Here is a 17026-nt window from a genome sequence, read left to right on the forward strand (position 1 = left end):
ATTATTTTTCTACAAAAACTACTTTTACAGTAACTGACATTGTCTTTTTGGTTTGGTATCCAACATACCAATTTATAGATTTTTGCTATGACGGTATGACCTATTCTTTGTACAATCTTGTACATATGATGTAAGTCATTTATAAAGCACTTTTCTATATATAATTTTAAGGTTAAATACCAATAGAACCGATAAACAAAATATGGTAAAAGTAAGAAGTAGAATGATTTACCGGAACGCGTATATTGAAAATCAAAAGCCAAGTTAGCTCATATACTTAGACCATGCTAATCACACATTTTATTTTAAAAATTCTTACTTCAAATGTTCTACATGCTCTAATGGATTTGACTGCTGTTAATTTCTAATACTCAAACGTATGACGGAAAATAAAAAATCACTTCTAAAAACAGATTACGTATTTGAAGTTAGTTGGGAGGTCTGTAATAAAGTAGGCGGTATTTACACCGTTGTGTCTACAAAGGCTACCCTAATGCAAGAAAAATTTGGTGATCACTTTATAATGCTTGGGCCCGATCTTTATAAAGGCAGTAGAGGAAATATAGAATTTATAGAAGATGATGAACTTTTTAAAGAATGGAAAGGTCAATTTAACACAGACGGAATTAAGATCAGAGTCGGCAAGTGGGATATTCCCAGCAAACCAATTACCATACTAATAGATTTTTCACCATTATTTGTAATGAAAGATCAAATTTTTGGTGATTTATGGTCCAAGAATCGACTAGATTCTTTAAGTGGTGGATGGGATTATATAGAGCCCGCTTTATTTGGCTTTGCGGCAGGTAAGGTAATAGAGGATTTGAAAGGGTTTTACTTTACTAAAGGTAATCAGGTAATTGCACATTTTCATGAGTGGATGACCGGGGCAGGTATATTATATCTAGAAAATATGGTTCCTGAAATTGCCACCGTATTTACAACACATGCCACCGTAGTAGGTAGGGCCCTTTGCAATAGTGCACAACCTTTTTACAGTAGATTCGACACCTACAATGGTGATCAGGTGGCCAATAGCTTTAATACCGTTGCCAAACACTCCTTAGAAAAAACTTCAGCTATAACGGCTGATGTTTTCACTACAGTGAGTAATAATACTGCCAGGGAATGTCAGCAATTATTAGGTAAGGGAGTGGATAAGGTAACCACAAATGCTTTTGATGATACTTTTGTGCCTAAAACCAACCTATTTGACGAAAAGCGTAACCAAGCTAGGGAAAAGCTCCTACAAGTTGCATCGTCCGCGGTAGGTTATAAGTTAAAAAAAGATAGCTTTTTAGTAGCCACAAGTGGTCGCTACGAATATAAGAACAAAGGCATAGATCTTTTTGTGGATGCAATATCAGGATTAGGTATTAAAACCGAACTAAAAAAAGACATAATTGCATTTGTAATTGTTCCAGCAGCACATACTTCCCCAGTTTCCGAAATAATGGAGGCCCTTAAGTCAGATCATCAGAACGAAGACCACAAACCCTCCTCTATATTAACCCATTACCTTCAAGACCCCGGTCATGACAGGATATGGCAGCAGATAAAAAATAGTAGTTTAAAAAATGAAATTGATCAAAGGACTAAAATTATATATGCTCCCATCTATTTAAATGGTAATGATGGTGTTTTTGATTTGCCGTATTACGATATATTAATAGGTTTTGACCTTACTGTATTTCCTTCCTATTATGAACCATTTGGATACACTCCATTAGAGAGTCTGTCCTTTCATGTGCCAACTGTAACCACTACATTAACCGGTTTTGGGCAGCAAGTAAAATCAAAAATCAAAAATAGTAAAGAAGGCATGTTGGTAATTGAACGATCTGATTTTAACGATCAAACTGTAATCGACCAAATCGCGAACCATATCTATGAATTTAGCACTAAAACCAATAGTGAACTAGAAGCTGCTCGTGAAAAAGCATACAAAATATCCCGATCCTTTTTATGGAGAAATCTTATCAACAATTATGACCAAGTGTATAGCATGGCATTGGAAAGACATATGTTAAAAATAAAAAGTTTAGAACACTTTCTTGAAATTGTTCCAAAATCTTATACCGCTCCAGCAAAATCCAATGAACCCATTTGGAAAAGCGCTATGGTAAAATTCCGAATTCCCAAAGCACTACAAGACTTGGAAACATTGAGTAACAATCTTTGGTGGACCTGGCATCCCAAGGTTAATGAGCTTTTCATGTACATTGATGCCGACCTTTGGGAAGCCGTAGGCCATAATCCTATCGCATTATTGACCTTATTAGATTATCAACGGTTTTTAGAATTGGAAAAAGACGAAAAGTTTAGAGAGCAACTCAAGCACATGATAGCGGATTTTAATGGTTATATGGCCTCTAAAATTGAAAAGCCTTCGCCTAAAGTTGCCTATCTGTGTATGGAATATGGCTTGCATGAATCCTTACCTATTTATGCCGGAGGACTAGGAATATTGGCTGGTGATTTCTTAAAGGAAGCCAGTGACATGGGCACAGATATAGTTGCCTTTGGACTACTCTATAGATATGGGTATTTTAAGCAAAGCCTAACACTGCAAGGAGCTCAGGTAGCTACGTACAAAAAACAACACTTTACCCATTTACCAATATGTCCGGTAATGAATTCCGAGGGAAATAGATTAATCATACAATTACCGTTGCGTGGACCTATGATCAATGTTCAAGTATGGAAAGTATCGGTCGGACATATACCCCTCTATCTATTTGATACCGATATTCCGGAGAATGGTGATGAAAATAAAAAGATAACCCATCATTTATACGGTGGGGATAACCAAAATCGTCTAAAACAAGAATTACTGTTGGCTATAAGTACCATAGAACTACTTGAAATTCTAGATATACATCCAGATCTTTATCATTATAACGAAGGCCATACGGCTTTTACAGCGCTTATAAGAATTGCCAAATTAGTAATGGGAAAAAACCTTGGTTTTGATGAAGCTTTGGAATTTGTTAAATCCTCTACCCTATTCACTACGCACACCCCTGTTGCCGCAGGTAACGATGTTTTTGAAGAAGATTTATTAAGGAGTTACCAATCACACTTAGCGGATACCGTAAATATTCCTTGGGAGCGAATCTTAGGTTTTGGAAAAATAAATGCATCAAATCGTAATGAACAATTTTCAATGAGCTATTTGGCTGCACGATTATCGGGCGAAATAAATGCTGTTAGTAAAATACATGCTGGTGTAACCCAAAAAATGTTCAGCCCTATTTGGAAAGGTTTGCTTGACGAGGAATTGGAAATAGATAACGTAACCAATGGTGTGCATTATGCTACCTGGACGGCACCCCAATGGCAGCAAGTGTTCATTAAATATTTCAAGGACGATTTTTTCGACAATATCTCAAATCAATCCTATTGGGCCAAGGCAGAGAGCATACCTTCCCAACACATCATTGAAACTAAGAAAAAACTTAAAATAGAGCTTATTGATGGTATTCAAAATAGGTTGAAAAATGAAATAAGAGATTTGCATTTACATGCGGCCAGGGTTTATGAAATTTTTAACTCCCTAAAAGTGAACGATTTTATAATTGGTTTTGCGCGTCGTTTTGCCACGTATAAACGAGCAGATCTCTTATTTAGGGATACTGATAGACTTTCTAAAATTGTCAACCATTCAGAAAAACCTGTAAAATTCATATTTGCAGGAAAGGCACATCCAGCAGATAAAGCAGGTCAAAATATAATTCAAAGAATACTAGAGGTGTCACAGCGCCCAGAATTTTTAGGAAAAATATTATTTGTACAAGATTATGATATGGATCTAGCCCGATTATTGATACAAGGAGCGGACGTATGGTTAAATACGCCAGAAAGAGGTCACGAGGCCTCCGGTACCAGTGGAATGAAAGCCATATTGAACGGCACCTTAAACTTTAGTGTATTGGATGGCTGGTGGGCCGAGGCAAACAACGCAGAATGTGGATGGTCCTTGCCCAAAGAACGCATATATGAAAATCAGTCTGATCAGGATGATCTAGATGCAGAAACCATTTATAATATCCTGCAACATGAAATTATTCCGGAATATTACGATATAAATGAAAAGGGAATTTCGGAAAAATGGATAGCACGAATAAAAAAAGGCTTTGTAAACATTGCCCCCCATTTTACCATGTCAAGGGTACTAGACCAGTACAAGACAAACTACTATGCTAAAATGTACCGGCGAGTAAAAAAAATGGAAGAGAATAATTTTGAGCTAACAAAGACTTATGTTGCATGGACCAAGAAAATCAATAAAGAATGGCCAAAAATTTCCATTGTAGATGTACAATTCTCAAACGATAACCAATCCTTAGAATTGGGAGAGGAATTTTCAGCAGAAATCACTATAAATCTTGGAGAACTTTTGGCAACAGATATTGGCGTAGAACTGGTTTTTGCTAAACGTTCCAAAGATGGAATTTGTTTTAAAATAAAAGAGATAACAGAATTACAGTTAGTAGAAAGCAAAAAAAATCAAGCCGTGTACAAAGGGGAAGCCATCGCTTCTTTTACAGGAGCATTTCAGTATGATATTCGCTTTTTTCCAAAAAATCCGATGGTGAACCACCGAAGAAATTTACCCTTGGTAAAATGGGTTTAGTCTAACTTATAAATAAAACACTATGATTAATTTAAAAAAAAATGAATGCATTGATATTCTCCGCAATAATTATTTAGGTCATTTGGCATTTATCTCTAACAAAAAACCTTATGTCTTACCCATAACCTTTTTTTTTGACGAGGCCAATAATAGCATAATAAGTTATGCCATAGAAGGGCATAAAATAAATGCGATGCGCAAAAACAAAGCAGTATCCCTAGAAGTAGAGGAAATAGATACCGTAAATAATTGGAGATCTATCTTGCTTCATGGAACCTTTGAGGAACTTCACCAAATAGATGCCAAGCACAAACTCCACTTGTTCACCCAGGGTGTAAAAAAAATGGTGACAGAAAAGGAACATATGCATCCAGAGTTTATAAGTGACTTTTCAGTACAGTTAAATACCAAAGGAATGCCGGTTGTTTATCGAATTAATATAATTTCAATGACCGGTAAACAACGAAAGCCCAAAAAAGAGTAAAATAGTATATTAAGGTATTCGTTTACAGTTTGTCTTTTAATGCCTCAAATCCAGATATTACATCAAAAAGTTCTTCGTCTATTGAACTTTGACGTAATCGGTGGTACGTGTCATTGACTTCATCAAGCAAATCTTCAATGTTTTTTTCCGCTCGTTGCATGGCACCTAAGCGACTGTAATTTTCGCTGGCCAAGGATATTTAAAAGGTCCTTGTTCCACATACATTTCAAGTAATTATTCAAACTCAAATGAAATTTCCTTTTTCATCCACTTTCACCCGTATTACTTGGTCTCCATTTTCCAATTTAATCTTATATTTTTTTGTCACTCCACGGTCTTCATGATACTGTACCAAATAAATATCCTTTGTTATTTTCCACCCAGGAAATCTGTTTTTAATGGCATGACGTACTGTTTTTGATAAGGCAACATTTTTAAAGCGCTCCGCTGTTCTCATAAGTTTGCCGTCTTTGTCATAAGCAGCAAGTATGCGACCCTCTGGTATATAAAAATTAATGTTGTACGTCCCATAGTCATCCTCATAATACTCAGATTCCTTAAGATTAAAAGCAGCTACTTTACGTTCTAACATTGCCACCGGAACCGGTGCAGGTTCATCTGATGCCAAACTATGTAAATATTTATAGTTTGTAGCATAGACTACAACTTCAGACAATTCTATTGGCTTTATTATTTGGGCAAAAGACTGTGCAGTGAGGCCCATAAAAACTATTCCTATGATAACTTTTTTCATGATCATTACTATTTAAGAAGAAATTGAATTTACATCATAGTTTATCTAAAAGAAATGACCTTTATCAGCCATAATACTTAAAAAAACAATGACCATAAGATTTAATTCGTGTTTAAAATCACCTCCTGACTTAGGTCATTTCAAACATAAATACACCTAAATACTTTTAAGACAAATTTTAATGGACATGGATAATTACAGAAAAAGACCGAAGGACCTATTTATATTCGATGCTGAATGGCAAGACTTATATAAACTTACAGAACAATGGAAGTCTGACTTGTTATTCTATAAAGACGACTTAACGTTTTTAAAGCATCTGATTGATAATTATTTTATCTGGATCTTAAAAAAAGAAAACATAGATATTGTTAAAGAATTAGATTTGGGGTTAATTGAAATGGAAGGACAAGCTGAAGATCTACTGGTTAGAATAAATACGCATTTACATCATATTGCTGAGCTTCTTGATAATCCTTTTGCTTATGATTCACATACGTTCAGAACTGAACATGAGCTTCTCGAGGATGATATTTCTTATTTTGCCATGGAATTTAAGAGACAACGAAAAGAAGTTTTAAAAATAACGGACTATTTAATTGATACAGAAGAATTTTTAAACAAACTGAAGGTTGGCATTTTAAAAGGCTAATATTTATTAATCAATACCAAAGGCATAATAATATTTTCCTGGTAAGTCTTCATATACACCTTCTAACATAACACCACCTTCTTTACCTTCTAGCTCTTCTACTAAATCCTTAATGGAATTTACTTTTTTGCCATTTACATGGGTAATTATAAAACCAACTTTTATCTGTGTTTTCTGTCGTAATACCCCTGGGTATAACTCAACAATTTTAACGCCACCATCTATATTAAGTTTAGCAGCGGTCTCTTTTGTAATGGTCTCAAAATCTGCACCCATAAAATTGAGCATCTCCACACTTTCCTTTTTACTTAATTCTGTAGTGCCTTTGACATTTTCCAAGGTCACCACTACTTTTTTCTCAGTCCCCTTTCTGTTCACGACTAAGGAAAGTTTATCTCCTGGTCTATGCTGTGCAATGATTTCCTGTAATCTTGGTGAGGTAGTTACGTTTATTCCATCTATTTGGGTAATGATGTCCCCTGCCTTGATTCCTGCCTTTTCTGCGGCACTGTCTTCATTGACATTTTCTACCCAAACCCCTTTTCTAAAATCCACCTTTTTTTCCTTGGCCAAATTACCATTCATGGTTATTATGTTAATTCCTAGCATACCCCTTTGCACATGCCCGTATTCCAAAAGATCAGCAACTACTTTTGTTACTATATTACTGGGAATGGCAAAACCATAACCACTATAACTACCCGTTTGACTCGCTATGGCTGTATTTATCCCTACTATTTCCCCAGATAGATTTACAAGTGCACCACCACTATTTCCAGGATTTATGGCTGCATCGGTCTGTATAAAACTCTCCACCGCAAATTTTTCTGGGTTAATGTTTATATTTCTTGCTTTTGCACTAATAATACCTGCGGTTACGGTAGAGTATAAGCTGTAAGGGTTGCCAATGGCCAATACCCACTCCCCTATCTCAACATTGTCAGAATCAACAAATGATAATGCTTTTAAGTTAGCTCCCTTTATCTGTAGTAAAGCAAGATCTGTTGCTGGGTCTGCACCAATTACCGTTGCTTTATACGTTTCGTTATCGTGTAAGGTGACTTCTAATTCTTTGGCATTATTGATTACATGGTTGTTGGTTACTATATACCCCTTCTCATCTATTATCACACCAGATCCTGAGCCTACAACAGGTTGTTGTGGCATATTCTCAGGTAACTGAAACCGATCTCCAAAAAAATCTTTGAAAATATCAGGTAATTGTCTAGGAGTTATTTGGCCGTCCGCGTCAGAAACAACTTGCGTAGAACGAATATGAACTACCGCATCCAATACCATTTTAGCAGTTGCCGTAAAATTTGGGGGCATTCCCTTATTATCAAGATTGTTAGCCTGTGGCGTTTTATCCGCTATTTCTTGTGTATAAAAGGACATTCGCAAATTATCAACGTTCTCTTCCCTATCTCTTTCATTTTTACAAGCGAAAACAAAAAGAGTTAAAAGTACAATAGGCAAATAATGCAGGAATATTTTCAATTTTTTCATGACAATCTATTTAGAATAATGACGATGAACTATGTATTGGTGAAAGAAAACAATTGCATTTTTAAAATTCATTCACCAAGTATATAATGCATAAAGTAAGCAGAGTGTAACATTTCTTGAAATGATCTATATCATTTCAATCCATTAAATAGGACACTACTTTGTTGTCTGTCATTACTATTAGTTCTTTTCCTTTTTACATAGGACTAATGAATTACATATAACCCTTTACTACTTCTAATTAGATCTTAAGAAATGAAAAACAAGCTAGTCCTACTATTCATTTTTCTATATAACTTAAGTTATTCACAACAAATAAGCGATTTATATGAGAAGGCGAACGCGGCCGTTGTTTTGATAAGAACCATAAAACCAGAATTGGTTGATTTGGGTAACCAACAATATACAGTTGGTCTTGAAGGTATTGGTTCAGGTTTCGTCATTTCCAAAACTGGAGAAATTATTACGGCATCCCACATAGTACAAACAGCAGAGGAAATCACGGTAGTATTTAATGATGGGGAGGAAGTTCCCGCAAGAGTCCTTTTTACCTACCCAGCTGCCGATGTGGCGTTGATTAAACTTAGTACACCTAAAAGTACTCCTTTGCTCCCTGTACGTTTGGGTGATTCGGATAAAGTGCGCATTGGTGACCAAGTTTTTATTATTGGTGCTCCATATGGTATTGGTCAGTCGCTCTCCGTAGGCTATGTGAGTGGTAAACATGGTAGAAAACATATGAGCGGGGGATTTTTAAATACAGAATTCATACAGACCGATGCTGCCATTAACGAGGGCAGCTCTGGTGCCCCAATGTTCAATACAAAAGGTGAGGTAATAGGAATAGCCAGTTTTATCCTTAGTCATTCACACGGGTTCAATGGGTTGGGTTTTGCATCTTCCTCAAATATTGCGAAAACTATGCTAAACAAGGAACACAGTATATGGACAGGTATTGAGGCATTTTTTATTACGGATACTATGGCAGAAATTTTAAACGTGCCACAGTCTGGTGGTATTCTTGTGGAAAAAGTGGCCAGTACGTCTTTAGGACATAAATTAGGGCTTAAAGGGGGTAGTTATGCCATGACCTTGGAGGGTGAAACAATATGGGTTGGCGGGGATATTATTTTAAAATTAGAAGATATACCTCTCACAGACAATACGAATCTATTAAAGGCCTGGCAAAAATTACTATCCTTAAAAACGGGTGAACCCCTTTCATTTACCATTCTAAGAAAAGGAAAACTTATGGTCTTAAAAGATACTATGCCCATAGAGTAAACCTTAAACAGCTTTTAATTCTTCAATAGTGATATAAAATACACGGTTATATCTAGAGTGAATGTTTATAATAAATGTTAAAAAGCAAAAAAAATATATAAACTGACTTAGGTCATTTTAAAGCGTAGGTCATAGCATTAGTTTAGCAGTATAATTAAAAGATAAAGTTCTTTGAAATAAAATTACAGTTGGGTCAATATTCGGGGGAACACATGGCCCATAAGTATAGAAGCGATCAAGGGCACCCTTTAAACCATTTGAATTGCGAACGGATCTAGCGATAGCTCCTATTAGGGATCAGTGTAAGCGGTAATTGGGTAGAATTGAAAGTTTCTTAGGAAACCGGAATACTTCGGTATCCCGGTTTCTTTTAAAAACTAAACTGGAAATAAATTAGACGTCTAAGCAGTAATGCCTTAGGAGTCATATATAGGTAACTAAAATTTATTTATCTGAAAACCCAAGTTTATGCGTAGCTAGACGTTTCCACTTGGTTAACATTCGAAAATAAATTGGTTTTAGTTACTATAAAAAGGACCGGAATATAAACATAGACCTGTCCTTTTTTTAAAATATTGAGAAAAGGTCTTTATTATCGTAAGGTAATAAATGCCAGAATGGTTCCAATTATTTAATACCAAATCTGCCCCTACATCATTTTAGAAATAAGATGACTTAAGGATTGGATGGAAGTAAACGAATAACTAGAGCTATTCTAAGGAAACAGGAGACCTATGGCCTCCTGTTTCTGTTTTTATATACATCATATTCACTACAACCAAGATCATATTTAGTTTAACCATCAATCCAAAAACACTTCAGAAATAATGCTTTGAAATATGAATTCTACTTCATTAGGACATTGTAATGATTAAGGTCATTGTAGCAAAATTGCTAGGAATTTACATTTGGCTACAATAGCGTAAATAACATGTATAATGAAAAAAATAGCAATCATCCTTGGATGCCTTATCATTTCGGCATGTACCTCTACCCAGTTTGTTGGTAGCTGGAAAAGTCCAGAAATAAGCAAATTACAACCAGAAAAATTATTGGTGGTAGGAATGACAGATAATCTAACTGCCAGAAAAATATTTGAAAGGGAATTAAGCACAGAACTAATTAAAAGGGGCATAAATGCCCATGAAAGTGCTACCATTATTGATGCTAGCTTTACAGATTCAAAAAAAAGTGAAACAGAAATAGATGAAATGAAGGACAAACTCATTTCTGAAGGGTTTGATACCGTTATCTTGACTGCAGTAATTGGTGTGAATGAAAAAAGAGTCTACCATCCGGGACAATACTATCCCATTGGTTTTACTTGGTATCGTTTTGGTAGATATTATTACTGGTTCCAGGATGTTTATTATACCCCTGATTATTATAATGATTATCGTGTTTATCAAATAGAAACTTCAATTTATAATATAAAGCAAGATGGGGATAAATCTTTGTTATGGGTGGGCTCCTTTAATATAGTTGATCCTTCAAATGTATCAGTAACCGTAAATGACTATGTTACCCAAACTATAAAACAGTTAGAGAAAGAAGGGGTAATAGATACTTTTCATTAGGCTCTTTCTGAGATATTACGTTCCTGGTATATTTATCGTAACTGATAAAAATCATAGTAAGATATTGACTTTCCAGATACATTTATGGCATAAATAAACAAGTATGCTCAACATTCTATTACCTACCGATTTTTCCGAAAATGCACAGAAAGCAATTTATTACGCCGTATATCTTTTAGAAAGGGAAGTATGTAAATTTTATTTTTTACATGCGTATCATGACACCCCTTCTATTTCTGGAAATAAGGCTGACAGTAGAAATGATTTAGAAAAATTAATGGAACGTGTACGAATTGAAAATGACAATCCAAAACACTATTACGAAATCATATTAGAGACAGATTCATTACTTAATTTGATAAACAAGACCGTTTTGAACATTAAAATGGACTATATTTTTGTTGGCACTAAAGGGTTCTCTACCCTACACGAAGTATTTATGGGCAGCAATACCGTTGATCTAATTAAAAATGTTCATACTTGCCCTATTATAACCGTTCCACAAACATATGACTATGACCTACCTGAGGAAATTATTTTCGCCAGTGACTACGAGCATTATTATATAGAACCAGAATTGGCACCTCTTATTAACATGGTGAAGCTGTGGGATTCTAGATTGTCCGTGGTACATCTCCATGCAAAAAAGCAACTTACGAGTGAACAAGAACGTAGAAAGGAATTACTTAAACATATTCTGAAAGAGGTTAAAACGAAATTCAAGGAAGAGATTATTATAAAATCTATTGCCTATACCTTACAACAACTTACCCATGAAAATGAAAATATTGGTATGATAGCGTTGTTAAATACCAAACACAGTTTCTTTCAGAAATTATTGAGGGAACCCGTAATTAAAAACTTGACATTTCAGACCAACGTACCTTTACTGGTCTTACCACAGTTAGCAGAAAACATTTAAAGTTTTAGAGTATTTCAAAATAGACCATGAAACGCTAAAGGTCTTGTTTATCTTCGGTAATAAATAGCTTAAAAATTCTATTTTTTGAGTAATCAAACTGCTTTAGGAAAATATCGGACTTTTTAGAAAGGCCATCTTCCATTAAATAACTTAGCGGTTTTAAGACATCAAAGCTTCTAAAAATTTCCTTTGAAATGGCCAGAAAAGGTAAAGACAGGATCATTCCTGAAATTCCCCACATATATCCCCCCAGAAATAGTCCGAGTATAATAAACAAAGGATTTATTTTAATACTGGAGCCCATTACATTTGGGGATATCAAGTTACCTTCTATTTGTTGAATAAAAATGTATAATGCCACTACTGCCCAAGGTTGCCATAGGGTGTCAGAAATCAATAACATATAAAAGAACGGCAAAATACCACCAATAGACGTACCAACATAAGGGATAATTTCTAAAAACCCAGCTAAAAATCCCCAAAAATAGGGATATGGAACACCAATTAACCATAGTCCAGAACCAATTAGCACGCCAAGAATTACTATTATTATTCCTTGCCCTACCATATACCTTTTGGTTAATTTTTGAATTTGCTCCAAAAGCTTTTCCAATGTACCTCTGTCTTCAGGGTTCATTTGGGCCAATAAAAAATTTTTTAATGCCGTTCTATACAGTAGCAGAAAATAAGTGATTAATGCAATCAGTACCATATTAGCAATCAACGCAGTTCCCGACTCAAAACTCCGTTGTAAAAAAGTAAATGGAATATCCATAATTGATGCTAAATTATCGGTAATCCATGCTGAAGAGGTATTAGAATCTAATTGTAATTGGGTACCCAACCATGTGACAATATCTGTACTTAAGCTTTCAAGCTTATCCTTAATCGATGGTAGACCAAGAAATAAAATTTTTGATTGATTGTAGAAAAATAGAATCAATGCCAATAATGGTATAAACGCTACAATATAAGCTACTAAAATAGCCAGTACCCTATTATGGAACTTTCTTTCAAAAAAAACTGCAATGGGTTTTAACATCAAGGCAAAAAAAAACTAAAACATAATGGAACCAAGATGACTTCTGCGAGAATAAGAATAGTAATGGTCAATACCAATATACTAAGAAAATAGAATAAACTGGGTAGTTTGATATTAAAGGAACTCATCTATAAGGTTTTAAATGCATAAAAATGGCTGAATGCCAAAAGAAAAACTAGGGTTGAATAATCAGTTATTACATATCACTCCTTACTATAAAAGTACTCATGACAGTACTGGCACATAATGATATTTATCAGTTTGGATTAAAACTAATAGTGTGGCACTTTAGAATGATTTGCATCATTGTATTTCCTTTGAACTAAGGTTTATTTTATCAAAATAAAAAGTCATGCTAATAAAAGAAATACATAATACCATATCTATTCCTTTAAAGAATGTTGTATTAAAAGGTGTTTTACATGTACCAAAAAACGCCAAGGGATTGGTCTTATTTTCCCATGGTAGTGGTAGTAGTAGATTAAGTCCTAGAAACAATTATGTAGCTAACGTTTTACAACAAAACAACTTGGCTACCCTTCTATTTGATTTACTCACAGAAAAAGAAGATGAAATCTACGAAACAAGGTTTAACATAGATCTACTTACCCAAAGATTAATTGCTGTAACCCAATGGGTCCAAGAACATATGGAAACAAAAGGATTGCCTATTGGATATTTTGGAGCAAGTACAGGAGCGGCCTCGGCATTAAGGGCTGCAGCCCATTTTGGTAAGGAAATAAAGGCTGTGGTCTCCAGAGGTGGCCGACCTGACCTTGCCTTATCTGAATTACATAAAGTTAATGCTGCAACACTGCTTTTAGTTGGTGGCCTTGATGATGTAGTGATTACTTTAAACCAAAAAGCATATAATAATCTACAATGTGAACGTAAGTTGGAAATTATACCTGGTGCAAGTCATTTATTTGAGGAAAAAGGAAAATTGGAAGAAGTGGCAAGACAATCATCTGCATGGTTTACCAAGTGGTTACCGTCTAAATAAAGAAACAATGTTTAAAGACAGAATAGATGCAGCCAATCAGTTGGCAAATAGGTTATCTGCCTATAAAAACAAAGAATCAAAAGTAGTATTGGCGGTACCTAGGGGCGGTCTTCCCTTGGGTGCGATAATAGCTAAAGCGTTAGGGGCAGATTTAGATGTTGCTCTTTCAAAAAAAATAGGTCATCCCTATAATAAAGAATATGCTATTGGAGCAGTGAGTTTAGAGAGTGTTATTTTGAATGAGGATTTGGACATCCCTAAGACCTATATAGAAGAGGAAACCAAACGAATACGGGAAACACTAAAAACCAGACAGGATCAATATTATAAGCATAGGACCCCAAAAATACTAAAGGACAAGGTTGTGATCATTGTAGACGATGGTATTGCAACTGGTAATACAATTATGGCAACTGCACAGTTGGTACATGGTCAGCAGCCACAAAAAGTGATTGTTGCCGTTCCAGTAGCGCCATACTCAACAATACATAGGTTAGAAGATTCCCCATATATAGACGAAGTTGTATGTATATTATCACCTACTGACTTTAGGGCCGTAGGTCAATACTACAAGAATTTTGACCAAGTTTCAGATCAGGAAGCCATAAAAATCTTGGAAGAATTTACCCCTTAATAACAGTGAGAGGCCTTAATTTGGCAATCTTTTTTGCTATTCCTGAAGCAACTACCGTATCTACAACCATATTTACATCTTTATAGGCTATAGGTGCTTCTTCTGCTATACCTCTAAATGACCCTTTTACAACAATACCTTTGTCTAAAAGTTCCTGTTTTAAAACTGGGGCATTTACCTCTCTTTTTGCCGCTGTTCTGGACAAACGCCTACCGGCCCCATGACAACAGGAGCCAAAAGTAATTTCCTTACTCTTGGCCGTTCCCGAAAGCACATAGGAGCACGTACCCATACTACCAGGAATAAGAACAGGTTGTCCATATTGTCTATACACTTCGGGCAAATCTTTAAAACCTGGTCCAAACGCCCTTGTCGCCCCTTTGCGATGTACAATTACCTTTTGTTGCACACCCCCAATAGTATGGTCTTCTATTTTGGCTATGTTGTGCGCAACATCATACAGTAACCTTAATTCACCTCCCTGATCTCCAAAAACAGCATGCCAAGCCTTTCTAGTTTCCCAAGAGATGATTTGTCTATTGCACCATGCGTAGTTAGCAGCAGCACACATGGCCTTAAAATAATCTTGGCCATCTTTAGAATTGAAAGGTACGCATGCAAGTTCCCTGTCTGGTACCTTGATATTGTATTTGGCCATTGCCGTCATCATTTTACGAATGTAGTCTGTTGCTACTTGGTGCCCTAGCCCTCTTGACCCGGTATGTATCAATATGACCACTTGTCCTATTTTAAGGTCATAGGCTTTTGCAATTTCCTCATCATAAATTTCCTCAACATAGTCCACCTCCACAAAATGATTGCCCGAACCTATGGTTCCTAATTGATCTGCGCCCCTATTTTTTGCCATTATAGAAACTAAACTAGCATCGGCAAAAAGTAATTTGCCATTGCTTTCTATCCGTTCCAGATCCTGATAGGTACCATACCCATTTTCCACTGCCCATTCTGCACCTTTGGCAAGCACATCGTTCATCTCTGTTGTCGATATTTTAATGGTTCCCCCTTTTCCCATTCCTGTCGGTATTTGCTCCAACAAGGTTTTTGACAGTGTCTCCAATTTATCTTGGACATCTTCCCTATTTAATTTTGAAGTCATTAATCTTACTCCACAATTGATATCATATCCAATTCCACCAGGGGTAATGGCCCCATCTGGATAATTTGTTGCTGCAACGCCTCCAATGGGAAATCCGTAACCTTCATGTACATCTGGCATTACCAAGGAAGCTAACTTAATACCCGGCAAACAGGCTACATTAACCAATTGGTTCAAGGATCTATCTTCCAGTATATCATCTAGCAACTCCTCATTGGCTAGAATACGTGCGGGCACCTTCATTTCAGAGAATACAGATTTGGGTATCTCCCACAGATAATCGGTAACTTTTTTAATATGTGATTTAGTTATTTTTTGCACTAGAGGTCAAATATGATATGGGTTTCCCAAATATTATCTTGGTTCTTTTTTACATCGGCCTCATGATAGGTGACGCCTTTTATTTCCTCATCAAACTGGTCAAACCAAATACCATACAATTGGGCATCGATTTTATTTTCTGTTATTTCCGAAAAATAAGCATAGCAAAAAATGGTCTTATGTACATAGGACAATGCCAAAACCTCTGAAAGAAAGTCAATTAAAAGGCAAGTACTATCCTCAGATTTTGTTTCAATTTTCATGGAACAATCATAATGTTCTACCTTATCACAAGAACCTTCTTTAAGAATATTGTTCATACTTTTTAAGCTATTCACAAAAAGTTCTTGCAATGTATTTCCCTTTACTTCTACTTCTACATCTGAGGTATGTTCCAAATAATCTTTCATCTTTTTATAGCCTTTACAGTAACAAAAGAACCTTCACCAAAACTAGGTTTTGGTAGCTGTATTTCCTTAATTTCCTTTTCTCCATTAAAAAGAGTCTGATTAAATTTTAAATCCTTAAAACCAGCCTCCTTCAATAATCGTTCTATATAACTAACCGAATAAAATGTAGCCTTACCATAAAAATTACTTTTATGCCGGCGGGCCATATATTCTTTGGCAATATTTTGGTCCTTGTCCAAAAAACCAATGATAATCGCTCCATTTGGTTTTAAGACCCTATGGGCCTCATTCAAGGCCAACTTAATGTTTTGTAGAAAGCAAATGGTAACGAACAGGACAAAATCAAATTGTAATGCCGAATATGGTAATCGTTCGGCAGTTCCCTCAATAATTTCTATACCCCTTTTTTTTGCTTTTTTGGCCATTTCAGGCGATGGCTCTACGCCTTCTTTAATACCCAAGGCTTCCGCAAACCTTCCGGTTCCCAAACCAACCTCTATGACTCTAATGTTTTCAGGTAATTCCTGTAACTGCTCTTTAATTGCAAGTACCTCAGATTGGTACATCCCAGGATGTTCTTCATACCAATTTTCATACTGCCTTACATGCGCTTCAAAAGTTTCAATCTGTGCCATAATTCTAGTTTTACTTGAATATGTTTAAAAAGGACAATGAAGGCAATGA

General features: G+C 35.6%; 15 protein-coding genes. 8 read left to right on the forward strand and 7 right to left on the reverse strand.

All coding sequences use genetic code 11. The features are described 5' to 3' along the window. The first annotated feature begins 379 nt into the window (after positions 1-379). Together glgP and ACOCEA_RS17500 are read left to right on the forward strand one after the other, a co-directional pair. The gene (glgP, locus tag ACOCEA_RS17495; RefSeq protein ID WP_420757569.1) at positions 380-4636 is read left to right on the forward strand and encodes an alpha-glucan family phosphorylase; all 4257 of its coding nucleotides are present in this window, start codon (positions 380-382) and stop codon (positions 4634-4636) included. Positions 4637-4658: 22 nt separating this feature from the next. Continuing rightward, complete coding sequence (locus ACOCEA_RS17500; RefSeq protein ID WP_420757570.1) at positions 4659-5120, forward strand: pyridoxamine 5'-phosphate oxidase family protein; 462 nt, start codon at positions 4659-4661, stop codon at positions 5118-5120. A 22-nt stretch (positions 5121-5142) separates the two neighbouring features. Here the strand turns inward: ACOCEA_RS17500 and ACOCEA_RS17505 are convergent, their stop codons facing one another. Next, positions 5143-5313, reverse strand: a complete 171-nt coding sequence (locus tag ACOCEA_RS17505; protein ID WP_420757571.1) for a F0F1 ATP synthase subunit gamma — start codon at positions 5311-5313, stop codon at positions 5143-5145. A 51-nt stretch (positions 5314-5364) separates the two neighbouring features. Continuing rightward, on the reverse strand, positions 5365-5874 hold the full coding sequence (locus ACOCEA_RS17510; protein ID WP_420757572.1) for a nicotinate-nucleotide adenylyltransferase: 510 nt from the start codon (positions 5872-5874) through the stop codon (positions 5365-5367). Positions 5875-6061: 187 nt separating this feature from the next. On the opposite strand from ACOCEA_RS17510, the gene ACOCEA_RS17515 reads away from it, so the two are divergent. Beyond that, positions 6062-6526 (forward strand): hypothetical protein, encoded by a 465-nt coding sequence (locus ACOCEA_RS17515; RefSeq protein ID WP_420757573.1) that lies wholly within the window; start codon positions 6062-6064, stop codon positions 6524-6526. Between the two features lie 6 nt (positions 6527-6532). Here ACOCEA_RS17515 and ACOCEA_RS17520 read toward each other — a convergent pair whose 3' ends face one another. Further along, entirely contained in the window at positions 6533-8032 is a 1500-nt protein-coding gene (locus ACOCEA_RS17520; RefSeq protein WP_420757574.1) for a Do family serine endopeptidase, read from the reverse strand. Positions 8033-8287: 255 nt separating this feature from the next. Here ACOCEA_RS17520 and ACOCEA_RS17525 point away from each other — a divergent pair, with 255 nt between their 5' ends. The 3 genes from ACOCEA_RS17525 to ACOCEA_RS17535 all read left to right on the forward strand — a co-directional run bounded on the left by ACOCEA_RS17525 (position 8288) and on the right by ACOCEA_RS17535 (position 11815). Continuing rightward, positions 8288-9316, forward strand: coding sequence for a S1C family serine protease (locus ACOCEA_RS17525; protein WP_420757575.1), 1029 nt, complete (start codon positions 8288-8290; stop codon positions 9314-9316). Positions 9317-10254: 938 nt separating this feature from the next. Continuing rightward, positions 10255-10893 (forward strand): hypothetical protein, encoded by a 639-nt coding sequence (locus ACOCEA_RS17530; protein ID WP_420757576.1) that lies wholly within the window; start codon positions 10255-10257, stop codon positions 10891-10893. Positions 10894-10996: 103 nt separating this feature from the next. Next, a complete protein-coding gene (locus tag ACOCEA_RS17535; RefSeq protein ID WP_420757577.1) occupies positions 10997-11815 on the forward strand; it encodes a universal stress protein in 819 nt (272 codons plus the stop codon). A 34-nt stretch (positions 11816-11849) separates the two neighbouring features. Here the strand turns inward: ACOCEA_RS17535 and ACOCEA_RS17540 are convergent, their stop codons facing one another. Next, on the reverse strand, positions 11850-12860 hold the full coding sequence (locus tag ACOCEA_RS17540; RefSeq protein ID WP_420757578.1) for an AI-2E family transporter: 1011 nt from the start codon (positions 12858-12860) through the stop codon (positions 11850-11852). A 349-nt stretch (positions 12861-13209) separates the two neighbouring features. On the opposite strand from ACOCEA_RS17540, the gene ACOCEA_RS17545 reads away from it, so the two are divergent. Together ACOCEA_RS17545 and ACOCEA_RS17550 are read left to right on the forward strand one after the other, a co-directional pair. Continuing rightward, positions 13210-13860: a dienelactone hydrolase family protein gene (locus ACOCEA_RS17545; protein WP_420757579.1), complete on the forward strand. Its 651-nt coding sequence runs from the start codon at positions 13210-13212 to the stop codon at positions 13858-13860. A gap of 7 nt (positions 13861-13867) precedes the next feature. Next, positions 13868-14494: a phosphoribosyltransferase gene (locus ACOCEA_RS17550; RefSeq protein ID WP_420757580.1), complete on the forward strand. Its 627-nt coding sequence runs from the start codon at positions 13868-13870 to the stop codon at positions 14492-14494. Here the strand turns inward: ACOCEA_RS17550 and ACOCEA_RS17555 are convergent. From ACOCEA_RS17555 to ACOCEA_RS17565, 3 genes are read right to left on the reverse strand one after another with little or no spacing between them, the layout of a single operon-like run. Then, positions 14484-15932, reverse strand: a complete 1449-nt coding sequence (locus tag ACOCEA_RS17555; protein ID WP_420757581.1) for an RtcB family protein — start codon at positions 15930-15932, stop codon at positions 14484-14486. The two genes, ACOCEA_RS17550 and ACOCEA_RS17555, sit on opposite strands and share 11 nt — an antisense overlap. Next, positions 15932-16342 carry an archease gene (locus ACOCEA_RS17560; protein WP_420757582.1) on the reverse strand — a complete coding sequence of 137 codons (411 nt, stop codon included), beginning with the start codon at positions 16340-16342 and terminating at the stop codon, positions 15932-15934. Before ACOCEA_RS17560 ends, ACOCEA_RS17555 begins: the two co-directional genes overlap by 1 nt. Then, on the reverse strand, positions 16339-16977 hold the full coding sequence (locus tag ACOCEA_RS17565) for a class I SAM-dependent methyltransferase (RefSeq protein WP_420757583.1): 639 nt from the start codon (positions 16975-16977) through the stop codon (positions 16339-16341). Before ACOCEA_RS17565 ends, ACOCEA_RS17560 begins: the two co-directional genes overlap by 4 nt. Positions 16978-17026 lie beyond the last annotated feature (49 nt).

It is taken from the genome of Maribacter luteocoastalis, from assembly GCF_048890225.1.
Taxonomy (GTDB): Bacteria; Bacteroidota; Bacteroidia; order Flavobacteriales; family Flavobacteriaceae; genus Maribacter; species Maribacter luteocoastalis.

Excerpts from the sequence above, each read along its gene's own strand:
- glgP (WP_420757569.1), top strand. The coding sequence starts at position 380 with ATGACGGAAAATAAAAAATCACTTCTAAAAACAGATTACGTATTTGAA.
- ACOCEA_RS17500 (WP_420757570.1), top strand. The coding sequence starts at position 4,659 with ATGATTAATTTAAAAAAAAATGAATGCATTGATATTCTCCGCAATAAT.
- ACOCEA_RS17510 (WP_420757572.1), bottom strand. The coding sequence starts at position 5,874 with ATGAAAAAAGTTATCATAGGAATAGTTTTTATGGGCCTCACTGCACAG.
- ACOCEA_RS17515 (WP_420757573.1), top strand. The coding sequence starts at position 6,062 with ATGGATAATTACAGAAAAAGACCGAAGGACCTATTTATATTCGATGCT.
- ACOCEA_RS17520 (WP_420757574.1), bottom strand. The coding sequence starts at position 8,032 with ATGAAAAAATTGAAAATATTCCTGCATTATTTGCCTATTGTACTTTTA.
- ACOCEA_RS17525 (WP_420757575.1), top strand. The coding sequence starts at position 8,288 with ATGAAAAACAAGCTAGTCCTACTATTCATTTTTCTATATAACTTAAGT.
- ACOCEA_RS17530 (WP_420757576.1), top strand. The coding sequence starts at position 10,255 with ATGAAAAAAATAGCAATCATCCTTGGATGCCTTATCATTTCGGCATGT.
- ACOCEA_RS17535 (WP_420757577.1), top strand. The coding sequence starts at position 10,997 with ATGCTCAACATTCTATTACCTACCGATTTTTCCGAAAATGCACAGAAA.
- ACOCEA_RS17545 (WP_420757579.1), top strand. The coding sequence starts at position 13,210 with ATGCTAATAAAAGAAATACATAATACCATATCTATTCCTTTAAAGAAT.
- ACOCEA_RS17550 (WP_420757580.1), top strand. The coding sequence starts at position 13,868 with ATGTTTAAAGACAGAATAGATGCAGCCAATCAGTTGGCAAATAGGTTA.
- ACOCEA_RS17560 (WP_420757582.1), bottom strand. The coding sequence starts at position 16,342 with ATGAAAGATTATTTGGAACATACCTCAGATGTAGAAGTAGAAGTAAAG.
- ACOCEA_RS17565 (WP_420757583.1), bottom strand. The coding sequence starts at position 16,977 with ATGGCACAGATTGAAACTTTTGAAGCGCATGTAAGGCAGTATGAAAAT.